12 protein-coding genes, 1 pseudogene and 1 riboswitch are annotated in these 13543 nt (G+C 44.9%); of the genes and pseudogenes, 8 read left to right on the plus strand and 5 right to left on the minus strand.

Features of this window, described 5'->3' with window-relative positions:
• Window positions 1-147: 147 nt before the first annotated feature.
• The 3 genes from H2C83_RS16440 to H2C83_RS16450 form a co-directional block, all read right to left on the minus strand.
• Window positions 148-696, minus strand: coding sequence for a DJ-1/PfpI family protein (locus H2C83_RS16440; protein WP_181742267.1), 549 nt, complete (start codon window positions 694-696; stop codon window positions 148-150).
• Window positions 697-760: 64 nt separating this feature from the next.
• Entirely contained in the window at window positions 761-1255 is a 495-nt protein-coding gene (locus H2C83_RS16445; RefSeq protein WP_181742268.1) for a TVP38/TMEM64 family protein, read from the minus strand.
• Between the two features lie 185 nt (window positions 1256-1440).
• Window positions 1441-1842: a DUF1259 domain-containing protein gene (locus H2C83_RS16450; RefSeq protein WP_181742269.1), complete on the minus strand. Its 402-nt coding sequence runs from the start codon at window positions 1840-1842 to the stop codon at window positions 1441-1443.
• A gap of 434 nt (window positions 1843-2276) precedes the next feature.
• On the opposite strand from H2C83_RS16450, the gene H2C83_RS16455 reads away from it, so the two are divergent.
• The 6 genes from H2C83_RS16455 to H2C83_RS16480 all read left to right on the plus strand — a co-directional run bounded on the left by H2C83_RS16455 (window position 2277) and on the right by H2C83_RS16480 (window position 9702).
• On the plus strand, window positions 2277-2480 hold the full coding sequence (locus H2C83_RS16455; RefSeq protein ID WP_181742270.1) for a cold-shock protein: 204 nt from the start codon (window positions 2277-2279) through the stop codon (window positions 2478-2480).
• 146 nt (window positions 2481-2626) lie between these two features.
• Window positions 2627-2738, plus strand: a riboswitch (SAM riboswitch).
• A 69-nt stretch (window positions 2739-2807) separates the two neighbouring features.
• Window positions 2808-4097: a homocysteine synthase gene (locus H2C83_RS16460; protein WP_181742271.1), complete on the plus strand. Its 1290-nt coding sequence runs from the start codon at window positions 2808-2810 to the stop codon at window positions 4095-4097.
• A gap of 388 nt (window positions 4098-4485) precedes the next feature.
• Window positions 4486-5931 carry a PTS mannitol transporter subunit IIBC gene (locus H2C83_RS16465; protein WP_181742272.1) on the plus strand — a complete coding sequence of 482 codons (1446 nt, stop codon included), beginning with the start codon at window positions 4486-4488 and terminating at the stop codon, window positions 5929-5931.
• 70 nt (window positions 5932-6001) lie between these two features.
• Window positions 6002-8113, plus strand: coding sequence for a BglG family transcription antiterminator (locus H2C83_RS16470; protein ID WP_181742273.1), 2112 nt, complete (start codon window positions 6002-6004; stop codon window positions 8111-8113).
• Between the two features lies 1 nt (window position 8114).
• Complete coding sequence (locus H2C83_RS16475) at window positions 8115-8552, plus strand: PTS mannitol transporter subunit IIA (RefSeq protein WP_181742274.1); 438 nt, start codon at window positions 8115-8117, stop codon at window positions 8550-8552.
• 1 nt (window position 8553) lies between these two features.
• Window positions 8554-9702: a mannitol-1-phosphate 5-dehydrogenase gene (locus H2C83_RS16480; protein WP_181742275.1), complete on the plus strand. Its 1149-nt coding sequence runs from the start codon at window positions 8554-8556 to the stop codon at window positions 9700-9702.
• Between the two features lie 106 nt (window positions 9703-9808).
• Here H2C83_RS16480 and H2C83_RS16485 read toward each other — a convergent pair.
• Both H2C83_RS16485 and H2C83_RS16490 read right to left on the minus strand, forming a co-directional pair.
• A pseudogene (locus H2C83_RS16485) lies at window positions 9809-9925 on the minus strand (alpha/beta fold hydrolase); the annotation flags it as partial.
• Between the two features lie 114 nt (window positions 9926-10039).
• Window positions 10040-10912, minus strand: a complete 873-nt coding sequence (locus H2C83_RS16490; RefSeq protein WP_181742276.1) for a hypothetical protein — start codon at window positions 10910-10912, stop codon at window positions 10040-10042.
• A 179-nt stretch (window positions 10913-11091) separates the two neighbouring features.
• On the opposite strand from H2C83_RS16490, the gene H2C83_RS16495 reads away from it, so the two are divergent.
• Together H2C83_RS16495 and H2C83_RS16500 are read left to right on the plus strand one after the other, a co-directional pair.
• Window positions 11092-11865 (plus strand): DUF2935 domain-containing protein, encoded by a 774-nt coding sequence (locus H2C83_RS16495; RefSeq protein ID WP_181742277.1) that lies wholly within the window; start codon window positions 11092-11094, stop codon window positions 11863-11865.
• Window positions 11866-12646: 781 nt separating this feature from the next.
• Complete coding sequence (locus tag H2C83_RS16500) at window positions 12647-13456, plus strand: histidinol-phosphatase (RefSeq protein WP_181742278.1); 810 nt, start codon at window positions 12647-12649, stop codon at window positions 13454-13456.
• Window positions 13457-13543: the final 87 nt, after the last annotated feature.

The raw sequence follows: 13543 nt of genomic DNA on the forward strand, positions 1-13543 counted from the left end.
GTTGAAATTCTCTGGATGTGTTGGTTCTGAACATAGTGAAACCTTCCTTCGGAATGCTTTTTTGTTTCAATTCAACAAAAAAAGGCTGTTGACCTTCTTTTGTCAACAGCCTCAGGAGTCGGGATGACCCGACTCCTTTTTGATTGGTTATTTCAATTTACTTAGGAATTCTTTCATAAACCCGGGCAGATCCGGCCACGCATGAGCGGAAACCAGATTGCCATCTACATGAAGGGGATTACTTACATATTGTGCGCCTGTGCTTTCTACTTCCGGTTTGCAGGTTGTAAAGGCGGTCATGGACAGATTTTTTACGGAATCGGGAATGACACTGAACACAAGGGCTGCATGGCAGATGGCTCCCACCGGTTTGTTATGTTCAAAGAAGTGGCTGACAATGGCAGGAACTTCTTTTTCCATGCGAATATATTCAGGAGCCCGTCCTCCGGGAATAATCATGCCGTCATATTCGGCGGGATTGATTTCCGAAAAGGCGGCATGCGCTTCCAGACCGTAACCCAATTTCTCAGTAAATGTTTCCATTTTAGGGACAAAATCATGGATCACTGTCTGGATTTTTTTCCGGGTAGGAGAAGCAATCGTGACCTCATGTTCTTCTTCCAGCAAGCGATAATAGGGATAAAAAACTTCCAGAGCTTCGACGGCATCCCCGGTCAAAATCAAAACCTTCGCCATGTCAAATCCCTCCATCCTTTGATATTGAAGCTGTTTAATATTCATTTTCCCTCTTTTCTGCCGGTTATCCTGTCTGCCAAAAAAATTTTCCCAGTTGCAGCACGCCATAGCCCGTACCGGCCTCTAACGCAATGGACGGGATTTTCCCCAGGGCGGTTGAACTGAGAAAAAGGAGAAACGGTACGGATGCCAGCGCTGCAAGGAGATTTATGGCACCTGTCGGGATCCATGGAATCAGTCTGGCTATAACCAAAAGCAGCCATTGCCGGCAAAGCGGCTGATGATGAAGGGATTTCAGCCATTGCCAGCGATCCGGATCGTTGATATGGATGGCGCGAAGTCCCTTGCGATAGAGAATATATGCGGCCACTGCACCCAGGATTTCGCCCAGCCAGGATAAGATCCCGCCCCATAAAGGCCCCCAGATCAACACATTGGTTGTGGTGATAAAGACAGACGGGATAAAGCCGATCAGGTTTACGATCGTATTCACCAGTAAATTAAGCGGGATGGCCCATATTCCAAGTTCCAGCATGATTTTAACCCAGGTTTCTTCCATTTAAGGCCTCCATAAACATAGATATGTACATTATAACGGTCCGTAAGCTCTCTCTCAAAATCAGCAACTGCCCGTCAGAAACTTGTGATTGCCGGCGGATTTTCAGGACTTCGTTTTGTCTCCGCTCTGCATATTTCTATATTGTCGCAAAAATCTGAAGCCACCCGTGTGCCGGGCGGCTTCCGTCAATTTCGCAGCACTCTGAGGGCAGCGGCCGATTTTCGGGCAAAAGTGATCGGATTTTCAACCGATTCAAAATGAATGTAAAATAACCGGGGGTGTTCAAATAACCAGTGGTTGTGAAGTGCCGTTACGATAATCCCCCGTTTGCGCAATTCGGATATAAACGGGTTAATTTCTCTTTGCAAAATAACCGTTTCTCCTAGATTGAGTGCCCGTCCCCGCCGATCGATGTTTTCAAAGGTGAAGAAGGTGGGCAGTACCAAAGGAGACCGCGAACGTCGTCCCAATATGGTTACATTGATATTTCTGAACTTTTGGATCAGGCATACGCCATTCACGACACTGGGCTGTCCTCCCACAATCCTTCCGAACTGGCGACATAATCTTTCCAGAGCGGCAGACAAAGAAACCCCCTCCTTTTGTGTTCATTCGATACAGATTATGCGAGCAAGGGAAAAGAGGAAGGGTCTGTACCCACCGTAGGAAATATTTTTGAGGGAAAAGGACATAATTTTCAGTGCAGCTTCGAATGAATAGATAAGTGTGACTCCTATTAAATCTCTTTACTTCCCGATTGAAAGGGAGCAACAAGTTTGCCGGGGCAGTTTGCCCTGGTTTTTTTGTCTTTGGAAACAGATTTGCTTTTTTGTTTGTGTTATGGTAGACTTTATAAGTCTTCAGGAGTTTAAGAAAATATATGGGAAGTTCATAATTCACATATTTTCAGGAATTATCGTCTTCTTCATTTATTGCGGTAAATCCTGAAAATATGTGAATTTTTATTTACTCATGTAAATAGGAGAAGCATATAAATTTATTTATTATGGAGGTTTGCCCAATGAAAACAAAGGGTACCGTAAAATGGTTCAATGCTGAGAAAGGTTTTGGATTTATCCAGGTTGCCGAAGGAAACGATGTATTCGTTCACTTTAGTGCCATTCAGGGCGAAGGATTCAAAACACTGGAAGAAGGACAACGCGTGGAGTTTACCATCGTGGAAGGCAATCGTGGTCCGCAAGCAGAAAACGTGATTAAACTCTGAAAAATGAATTGATACTCTGAAATGAAAATCATTTCTTGTTAATGGAAAAGCTTAAAGAATTTCTTAGAAAAAGATTGACGAAAATGGTTTTCCGTATTTATAATAGAGTCAATTCAATCAAAATCAACTTTTCTTATCCGATTTTACTCTTATCCAGAGTGGCTGAGGGACTGGCCCTATGAAGCCCGGCAACCCCGGTGAGATACCGGAAGGTGCCAATTCCTGTAGAAACCTGACTGGGTTTCTAAGAGATAGGAGAGGAATTCGATCAAAGACCTCTTCTCTGGATCGGGGAAGAGGTTTTCTTCATTACAAGGAGGAAAAGCCATGAGTGAATCCAGGAACTATCGGAGTGAAACAATAGCCGTACATGGAGGACAAGTACCTGATCCTGCCACGAATTCGCGTGCTGTCCCCATTTACCAGACGACATCTTATGTGTTTAACAGTACCGAACATGCTGCCAATTTGTTTGGATTAAAAGAGCCTGGCAACATTTATACCCGGATTATGAACCCGACCCAGGATGTGTTTGAAAAAAGAGTAGCCGAACTGGAAGGTGGAGTGGGAGCACTGGCAACCAGTTCCGGTTCGGCAGCGATTACCTATGCAATTCTCAATATTGCAAAAACGGGCGATGAAATCGTTTCTTCCAGCGCATTATATGGTGGTACATTTAATCTTTTTAATCATACTCTTCCGAAATTGGGCATTAAAGTGAAATTTGTCGACCAGTCCGATCCGGATAATTTCCGTAAAGCAATCACTGACAAAACCAAAGCCGTTTATGCGGAGACTATCGGAAATCCCCAGATTGATGTTCTGGATATCGAAGCGGTTGCCGGAGTTGCCCATGAGCATGGCATTCCGCTGATTATCGACAATACCTTTGCTTCTCCATATTTGTGCCGGCCTTTTGAATTTGGGGCAGATATTGTCGTTCACTCCGCCACCAAATTTATTGGCGGCCATGGAAACAGCATTGGCGGAGTCATTGTCGACTCCGGAAAATTTGACTGGGCCAACGGAAAGTTCCCGGAATTTACCGAACCGGATCCCAGTTATCATGGTGTATGTTATACAGAAGATTTGGGTCCGTTAGCCTATATTACAAAAGTCCGCGTTCAGCTGCTTCGGGACACGGGAGCGGCCATCTCGCCATTTAACGCCTTTTTGTTCCTGCAGGGCTTGGAAACATTGCATCTCCGTATGGAACGGCATAGCGAAAATGCGCTTCAAGCGGCCAAATACCTGGATGAACATGAACTGGTGGAATGGGTAAATCATCCTGGTTTGCCAAATGCCCGTACCTATGATCTGGCTCAGAAATATTTGCCTAAAGGCCAGGGGGCGATTTTCACCTTTGGAATCAAGGGCGGTCTGGAAGCCGGCAAGAAATTTATTGAAAGCCTGCAACTATTCTCCCATCTGGCAAACGTCGGGGACGCCAAATCACTGGTAATCCATCCGGCCAGCACCACACATCAGCAGTTGTCGGAGGAGGAACAGATCCGTGCAGGAGTACGTCCGGAACTTGTCCGTTTGTCTGTCGGAATTGAAGCGATTGAGGATATTATCCAGGATCTTGATCAGGCATTGAAAAAAAGCCAGCAGTAATCATTCAGGGAAGGGCCCTCTGCTTATACAAAAGAGGGATTTGGACGATAAAAAAATTAAAATGAAAGGCGATTTTCAAAAACTTCGTTTTGCCTCCGCCTGCAAAGAAGCAGCGGGATGTTTGCTGCACTCAATTTCGTTTTGTGGCGTTTTTGAAGCCACTCCGCTCTGAAAATTGCTTCCTTACTCCTTTGCATTAGCTCAAACACTCTCCAGTTATGATGGAGAGTGTTTTTTTGGGTGACTTATTTAATCATGGCAACAACTCAATGGACAAAATAGCTTTTTCTTCAAATTGAACCACTTTGTGTAAGCACATTACAATAAAAATAGAAAAGGAGCAACAAAATATATCAGGCAGACTCTGAATTAGAGAGGAGTAAAGAGTATGGAACAAAATCTGGCAGGTTCCGGACTGAAAGTAAAGGTTCAACGCTTTGGCGGCTATTTAAGCGGAATGATCATGCCGAATATCGGGACCTTTATTGCATGGGGGTTGATTACGGCCCTTTTTATCCCCACAGGATGGTATCCCAATGAAGATTTGGCCGAACTGGTCGATCCGATGATCAAATTTTTGCTGCCGATTTTAATTGGATTTTCAGGCGGTCGGCTTGTATATGATTTAAGGGGTGGAATTGTCGGAGCGACAGCCACCATGGGGGTCATTGTTGGTTCAGACGCCCCCATGTTCCTGGGAGCCATGGTGATGGGACCCCTGGGCGGCTGGTGTATCAAGAAATGGGATCAGGCAGTCCAGGGAAAAATCAGGCAAGGCTTCGAAATGCTGGTAAACAATTTTTCTGCCGGTATTATCGCAGGTTTGCTGACAATATTGGCTTTCAAAGCGATTGGCCCGGTTGTTTTAACGTTGAACAACGTTCTTGCAGCGGGAGTACAAGCCATCATTGATGCTCATTTGTTACCGCTTGCCAGCCTGTTTATTGAACCGGCCAAAGTCCTGTTTTTGAATAACGCCATTAACCACGGCATCTTAAGCCCGATCGGAATTGAACAGGTTTCCGAACAGGGAAAATCAATCCTTTTTCTGTTGGAGACCAACCCGGGACCGGGGCTTGGGATTTTGCTGGCTTACATGCTGTTCGGGAAAGGAACGGCCAAACAATCTGCTTCGGGTGCGGCCATTATCCATTTCCTGGGAGGAATTCATGAAATTTATTTCCCTTATATCCTGATGAAACCGTTTTTAGTTTTGGCTGCCATGGCTGGAGGTGCTTGCGGAGTCTTTACCCTGTTATTGTTCGATGCCGGACTGATTGCAGTACCGTCTCCGGGCAGCATTTTCTCACTGATTGCCATGACACCAAAGGGGCATTATCTTGGGGTTCTGTCCGGAGTAATTGTCGCAACGGCGGTATCCTTTATCATTGCGTCCCTCATTCTGAAATCATCGAAGTCCTCTGAAGAAGCAGATTTGATCAAAGCAGTTGAAAAAACATCTGCGTTGAAAGGAAAAGAAGGGAAAGCAGCCCGGTTGATCCAAACCGAATCCGGACAGGAACAAAAAGCAGATCCGGAAAAATCGCTCAAGGATGTGAAAAAAATCATTTTCGCCTGTGATGCAGGGATGGGATCCAGTGCCATGGGTGCTTCCATCTTGCGGAACAAAGTGCAAAAAGCCGGACTTGATCTTGTTGTGGCCAACACATCGATTAATGACTTGCCGGCGGATGCGGATATTGTCGTTACACACAAGGATTTGACAGACCGGGCAAAAGCCAAGCTGCCGGATGCTTATCATATTTCGGTTGATAACTTTTTAAGCAGCCCGAAATACGATGAGCTGGTGGAAAAATTGAAAAACAGGGAATGAAGCAGGAAGTTTGGCCAAAAGATAACAATGATCTGATCGGAAACATCGTTTTTAAAATGGAGTGGGCACTATGTATATTACTGCCAGAGAAAGGCTTATTCTGGAAACGCTGTTATCCGCAACAGAAAAGGTAACCGTGCAAAATCTGGCCAAAGAGTTGGATGTCAGTGTACGTACGATTCACAGAGACCTGAAAGAAATCGAACGGCTCCTCAAGGATTTTCGATTGCGCTTGCTCAAGAAACCGGGAGTCGGAATCCGTCTGGCAGGGGAGCAGGAGCGGATTGAGGAACTGATATCGGTTCTTTTTCAACAGTCACATCAGGATTTTACGCCAGGTGAACGGCAAACCATGATTCTTTGTTCACTTCTGGAAGCCAAAGATCCGGTAAAACTTGTTGCTCTCGCCAATGATTTGCATGTAACGATGGCGACCATCAGCAATGATCTGACAAAACTTGAGGATGAGCTGAAAAAATTTGACTTGTCGCTTGTTCGGAAACGCGGTTATGGTGTGGAAATTATCGGCAGTGAATCGGCAAAACGGAAAGCAATGAGGATCGCAGAGAACGTTGACGAGGTTCAATTTCTGTCCCTGATCAGGGAAAACATCCAGAACAAGACGAGACGGGCAACGGAACTGGTCTCAGAAAGGTTGCTGGGCCTGATTGAAAAGAAAAAGCTGCTGCTGGTAGAAAAAGTTGTGGACGAGATGAACCGGAAGTTGCCTTATTCTCTGGCGGACAGTGCCTACATCGGTCTGGTGGTTCACCTGACATTGGCTATTGAGCGGATCATGCAGGGAGAAAATATCGAAATCGACCCGACTTATTTGCGTGGATTGCAAAACTCCTACGAATATGAAATGGCAAAAAAGGTGGCCGATCAATTGGCCACTGTGTTTCATGTTGATATTCCTAAAGCGGAAATCGGATATATCACCATGCATTTGCAAGGTGCAAAACTGAGGCAGGATCGGGAATATCCCATTGAAGAGGAACGATATCCATTAGCGATCAAGGCCAAAAAACTGATTCATTATGTGGAAAAAGAATTGAATTGCAAATTGTTAAATCAGGCATCCCTGTTTCAGGGACTGCTTACCCATTTAAAACCGGCCCTTTACCGCATACAGCGGAATATGGGGATCAGTAATCCAATGCTGGCAAAGATCAAGGAAGATTACGGCCAGTTGTTTGATGTGGTGAAAAAAGGCACAGAAGCTATCTTTAAGAATGTGTCTGTTCCTGATGAAGAAATCGGCTATCTGGTCATGCATTTTGGGTCAGCCTTGTTAAGGGATCAGTACAGCAAGGGCCTGAAGGCATTGATTATATGTTCCAGCGGGATTGGAACCTCGAAAATGCTGGCTACCCGGATCAGGCAGGAAATTCCGGAAATAAAAAAACTGACCATATTATCGGCTTTTCAACTTCATCAGGTCAATCCTGATGAATTCGACCTGATTATTTCGACGATCCCGCTGCCCAATTTGCAGGCAGATTATCTGGTGGCCAGTCCGATGCTGAGCAAAGAAGAAGCAGAAAAGATTCGAACCTATATCCAGGAAAAGATCAAGGATTACTCCCCGCATAAACCATTCAAGGGTCAAAAAAGGGTTCCCTCCCGCAAGACGGGTCAAACGCTGGAAAACCTGCAAAAAATACAGCGATATACAGAAGCGATGATTCAGGTGCTTGAAGGGTTTCATGTTTCTTTGTCAAAAGATGTGGAGACGATCCGTGAGGGATTGGAAGAAGCCTGTTTCCATTTATGGAACCGGGGGGTGATCCGGGAGCAAGAGAAGGTGCTCCATGCTTTGCTGGAACGGGAGCATCATGGCGGGCTGGGAATTCCCGATACCCGTCTGGCCCTGTTTCATACCCGGAGCGATCAGGTGATCCGTCCGTCCTTTACTGTTTACCGCCTGAAAAAACCTTTACCCGTCAAAGCAATGGATCAGTCGGAAATAAAGGCGGCCAGCCTGATGTTATTACTGGCTCCCCTTGATTATTCCAGGCAGGGATTGGAGGTCCTGAGTTATATCAGTTCCATCCTGATTGAAAATGAAGAAAGCATCTCCCTGTTTGAGTCAGGAAATGCCAGGTCTATTTACGCTTACCTTTCGGCACGGTTTGAATCATTTTTTCATGAAAAAATCAGTGAGTTGAGGAGTGTCTAGTATGGCGTTACCAGTTTTAGCCCCGGAAAATATCCTTTTTGACGCAAAAGTGGCCAACAAGGAAGAAGCAATCCGGTTAACCGGAAAATTGCTTGTTGAACGGGGCTGCGTTGAACCGGAGTATGTCGACAAGATGTTGGAAAGGGAACAATTGACTTCAACCTACATGGGAAATTATGTTGCGATTCCCCATGGTACCGAAGAGGCCAAACAAAACGTCAAGGAATCCGGGATTGTCATTATCCAGGTTCCTGACGGAGTCGATTTCGGGAATGGAAATATGGTGAAACTGTTGATTGGAATTGCCGGAAAAGGCAATGATCATTTGGAGGTTTTGTCCAAAATCGCCATCATTATCTCTGATGAAGCCAATGTGCTGAAAATCGTCCAATCTTCCTCTGCAGAAGAAATCATGTCCATATTTGAAGGGGTTGACTAATATGCTGGCTGTTCATTTCGGAGCAGGAAATATAGGCAGGGGGTTTATTGGAAGCCTGTTGCATCAATCCGGTTATGAAGTCTGTTTTGTGGACGTAAACCAGGAGATCGTGGATCTGTTGAATCAGAAACAAGCATATAAAATCGGGTATGCCGATGATTCCAAAAAAGAAATGACCGTTACAAATATACGCGCCATATCCAGCCAGACCCATCCGGAACAGGTGGTATCGGCGATTGCAGAAGCAGATATGGTCACGACCGCGGTCGGACCCAATGTGTTGCCGCTTATTGCCGGACTCATCGCCAAAGGGCTTGCCAAACGGGTGCAAATCTCGGACAAGCCTTTAAACATCATTGCTTGCGAAAACATGATCGGTGGAAGTTCCTTGTTGAAAGAAAAGGTTTATGAACAATTGAATGAAAGTGAAAAAGAAGCATGTGAGAATATGATCGGCTTTCCTGACGCGGCTGTTGATCGCATTGTCCCCAACCAGTCCCATCAGGATCGGTTAATGGTCGTTGTCGAACCATTTTATGAATGGGTGGTTGACCGTACCGGCATGGTCGGGAAAGTCCGCGTTCAGGGCATGACATTGGTGGATGATTTAAAGCCCTATATTGAAAGAAAGCTGTATACCGTAAATACCGGACACGTCGTGGCGGCATATCTGGGTTATCAGGCTGGCTTTAAAACGATCAATGAGGTAATGGCCAATCCGACAATCAGGGACCATGTCAGAAACACCCTTGAGGAAACGGGGCAGTTATTGATCAACAAGCATGATTTTCAGGATCAGGAGCATCAAAAATATATCGAAAAAATCATCCAGCGTTTCTCCAATCCTCATATTTCTGATGAAGTGACAAGAGTGGGCCGTTCCCCGATCCGAAAACTGGGCCCCAATGACCGGCTGGTCAGCCCCGCCCGGCAATATATGAAATATGTCGGAAAACAGCCGGTTTATCTGGCCAAGGCCATTGCCGCCGCGCTTCTGTACGATTTTGAACAGGACCCGGATGCCGTTACTATTCAGAAGAACATTCGGCAAGACGGACTGGAGTCAACGATTCAACATTATACACAAATCCCGTCCGACAGTGACCTGATGAAGCTGATTATACAGCAATATCACCAGTTTTCACTGTAAGACGAAAAAGCCCTTTTTTCGGGCTTTTTTTATTGACAGTCGGTAATTTCAGTCGTCGGGACCCGTCCCTGATTCCTGTTCACCGGAAATTCGCCAGTTGAAGGATTTAACCAACAAATTGTCGCAATAAACGGTTAAACTTGTGCCGCTCTTCCCAGAAAGGACCATGACCGCTGGTTTTAAACGGGACAAGCTGTGAATTTGCTATTTTTTGATTCAGTTCCCGTGACTCTATACTGACAAAATACCCCATAACGATTCCTCCGCTTCACAAAAGTGGCATCAACAACAAGATACTCACCTGTATTTTGATTGGTGAGTATTTACCCGGTCTGGTTCAATTTTCTTGTGTGATTCCCGATTTGTCCTGATTCGTTTGTGGTAGTGGTTCCGCTTTGTTTTCCGGATTGCCTTGTTGCGGGGAGGAACGCTGTTTTGCAGGGGGTGTCGATTGCTCCGCTGATTTTTTTATCTGTGAATTCATCATCTGCTTCATCATTTTTTCCATTTCGGCCTGCATGGCGGGGTCTTTCATCAGCTCCATCATAAAGGCTACCAGCTGAGGGCGCATTTCGGGATCGCCGGCTACTGCTTTCAGGCTTTTTAACTGGTTTTTCAACATTCGCTTTTTGGAAGACGGGCTTTTCATCATCCGGTCCTGTACATCCAGGGTGTAATCAAGCACCATCGAAGTAACAGCCGGGTCATTCAGCGCCAGGTAATGCTCATCCATTCCTTTTTTGAGCAACAGGCTTCTTGTCTGTTTCTCTTTCATGGCCTCATCTCTTGCCTGTTGCAATGTCCGGATCAGCTGGTTTCTTTTTTCCGGGGATTCCTTGATTTTTCGGAAAGTTTCCAGATTGGTCTCAAGCAGGCGATCCTGCATATCCCCTGGAGTATTCAGTGTTTTGCGGGTCAAATGGATATTCATGTCGGCCATTTGCGAAAACAGGCCCGGATCACTGAACATTCCCTTTTGTTCCCTCAGATTCTGGGTCAACATTTCTTTGCGCAAGTTGCTGTCCTGTTGCATGGTCAATTCCCTGCCCTTCAGGAACGCGCGTTGCACCTGTGAATTCATCGCCAATTTCCGGGTCATGTTTTGCATCTTTTCAGTGCCGAATTGTTGGGAACCGCTTTTCCCGGAACACGCAACAGCCGCCAACAGGAAAACCAGAAAAATCAAATGCCAGTGTCTTTTGCCATTCATCCGCATTAATCCTTTCTCTGTTATTTTCACAAGTATTTTATCCTGTAATGAATCAAGTGATTCAGGCTGGAAGCTGCTGACACCTGGTATCATTTATGTGGCAGTCCCGGAGACAGGATTCTAAAGAACCGTTTCCATTCATAAAATTTAGCATCTCTTTGCCAAAGGAGTGATCGGATGTGTATAACCAGGCAGATGCCCGTTCATTTGAGCAGCGTTTTTGGCTGTCGGTTTTAAAGGATCACTGCCAGTTTATTTATGATTCTCTTTCTCCGGGCGAAACGCGGGAAATTAAAACGGCCTCTTCTCTTTACCGGATTTTTTCACAGCTTGCGGAAGGACCGGAAACCGCCGACATGGAGGAGTGCAGGAAAGCAGCCGGTCAATTGAGAGAGTTCAAATTGCACCTGTTACGGCGACTCCTGACCGGTCCGTTTGCTTTTCATCTTCCTCCAACATTTGTTAATCACATGGTTAATGAACTGGATGAATATTTGCGGATTTTAAAATATCTTCAGGGAGGTGAAACACCCCCGCCTCTCCATCCCCTGCATCATCACCTGTTATGGCTGCCTGATGCCGCCGGCCATGCGGAAGGGTTGCAAATTAATACAGATGGTGTAGAGAAGAAAGCAAAGAAAAAATTGCTTTATTTCATGAAAACGTTTGAAGATTTCTATATAAAAGCGGTTGAATTGACTGGATATTTGCGTACCCGATTGCAAAGTTTTCCCGCTCTTGCCCGTTTCAACAAAGAAGTGGAACTGGAAATCATCCTGTTTCAAGGCTTTTTGAAAGAATTGGAGCAAATGGGCTTTACCCGGGAACTGTTGGGGACACTCATGCCGTTAATGCCTGACCATATGTATCGCGAAGAGTGCTATTATCTTCATAAACTGACCCAGTGTTCTGCCATTAAACCACCGGAGTGTTCCCCTTTTCCCAAATCTTGAAAATGCTTTTTTCAATGATGAAAAGTGTCAGATAATCAAGCAAAAATTCATCTCTTCATCAAAAAAATACACCTTGGATTAATCAGGATCACAGGCGTGTTTTACTTCACATTGCCACATCAATCTGAGCAGTATACTGTTAGCAATTGTATATTGCTGGAAGTTCAAGTAACCGGTAATAATCAAGCGCTGTTTTTATTAAAAGACCTGGGAATTATACAGCTTTGTCGAGATTTTTGGTACCTATTGATAACCAATGAATCAAGTTATATCAAACCATCATTGACGTTATCGTTTATAAAAGAGAAGATGATAATTGGAAAGAAGTGAATTATCTAGCCGGGACTAAAGGTAACAAGCCGGCCATTTGATTGGAACAGGGATGAAGGTAACCCCCCTGTTTATGGGGGGTTGTGTTCGTTGCGGTTTTCAATATGAAAATATGATTGGATTGCAAGCATTGCTTTTAATGTAGTTTACAAAAAAGGTTGACACATATGCCTCTTCCTTTTTCCTGTCTTATTACCACTGATGGTACACAGAAAACAGGGTGGGCTATTTGAATTTGTTGTTGATGTGATGGCAACTGATATGATCGGCGCCAATGTTGGAAGCAATGATATAAAATTATTTTAAAGTAAATGAAATGGTTGGTGGTTCCTGACATTACTTGATATTACATTGGCTCAGGAGAAATGCCCCATAGAATCAGATGTGCCGGTATTATGACACCAATGGTGTACAGAATCTACGGCTCAATCATATAGAGGGAGAGAAAACCATGAAGTTTGATTTACATACGCATCACGATCGGTGTGGCCACGCAATCGGATCCATGGAAGATTATATTAAAGCGGCTGTCAGTTATGGTCTTCAAGCAATCGGCGTTTCAGATCATTCCCCGTTTTTTGCAAGTCAGGAAGACCGGGCAAAGCCCCGGATTGCCATGGCAAAAAGCGAGTTCTCCAACTATGTGCAGGAAGTTTTGAAGCTGAAAGAGATCTATCAGGATCAAATAGAGGTATTATTGGGTGTGGAGTCGGATTTTTTCCCCGGACAGATCGGTCTCTATCAAAGGCAATTTGAAAAATACCCTTTTGACTATATCATCGGGTCGGTTCATTATACCGGCGGCATGAGAAGTATATTTCTGAAGGAGAACTGGGAAGGCCTGAGCGAAACGGATTATTTGCGGGAAAAGGAGGCCTATTATTCTTTGGTACAGGAAGCAGCCAAAAGCAAAGCGTTTGACATTCTCGGCCATATCGACGCAATCAAGGCACGATGCCCTCATTTCTCACAAGTCAAAACGGACATCGTGGATCAGACCTTAAAGATGATTGCAGATTGCGATACAGTGATCGAAGTAAACACTTCCGGAAAGACAAAAGATTGCGGCGGGTGGTATCCGGCAGGTGAAATTCTGGAAAGGGCCTGTTTTTATGGCGTAAAGGTAACCTTTGGCTCCGATGCGCATGAACCGGAACGTGTGGCGGATGACTGGGAAAAAGTAAGGCAATTTTTAAAGAATGTCGGTTATAAAGAGTGGGCCATTTTCAGGAAAAGGAAAAGGAAATTTCTCCCATTATAATAAAAAGTCCGGTTTTATATGTTTTTCTGTGGTCTGTGACTCTCTTGTGAAAAGAGAGTTTTTTTATTGTTACCAATATAAAACTGG

The organism is Thermoactinomyces mirandus (genome assembly GCF_013868055.1).
GTDB classification, from domain to species: Bacteria; Bacillota; Bacilli; order Thermoactinomycetales; family Thermoactinomycetaceae; genus Thermoactinomyces; species Thermoactinomyces mirandus.

Coding starts and splice junctions, on each gene's coding strand:
- H2C83_RS16440 (WP_181742267.1), bottom strand. CDS start 696: ATGGCGAAGGTTTTGATTTTGACCGGGGATGCCGTCGAAGCTCTGGAA.
- H2C83_RS16445 (WP_181742268.1), bottom strand. CDS start 1,255: ATGGAAGAAACCTGGGTTAAAATCATGCTGGAACTTGGAATATGGGCC.
- H2C83_RS16455 (WP_181742270.1), top strand. CDS start 2,277: ATGAAAACAAAGGGTACCGTAAAATGGTTCAATGCTGAGAAAGGTTTT.
- H2C83_RS16460 (WP_181742271.1), top strand. CDS start 2,808: ATGAGTGAATCCAGGAACTATCGGAGTGAAACAATAGCCGTACATGGA.
- H2C83_RS16465 (WP_181742272.1), top strand. CDS start 4,486: ATGGAACAAAATCTGGCAGGTTCCGGACTGAAAGTAAAGGTTCAACGC.
- H2C83_RS16470 (WP_181742273.1), top strand. CDS start 6,002: ATGTATATTACTGCCAGAGAAAGGCTTATTCTGGAAACGCTGTTATCC.
- H2C83_RS16475 (WP_181742274.1), top strand. CDS start 8,115: ATGGCGTTACCAGTTTTAGCCCCGGAAAATATCCTTTTTGACGCAAAA.
- H2C83_RS16480 (WP_181742275.1), top strand. CDS start 8,554: ATGCTGGCTGTTCATTTCGGAGCAGGAAATATAGGCAGGGGGTTTATT.
- H2C83_RS16490 (WP_181742276.1), bottom strand. CDS start 10,912: ATGAATGGCAAAAGACACTGGCATTTGATTTTTCTGGTTTTCCTGTTG.
- H2C83_RS16500 (WP_181742278.1), top strand. CDS start 12,647: ATGAAGTTTGATTTACATACGCATCACGATCGGTGTGGCCACGCAATC.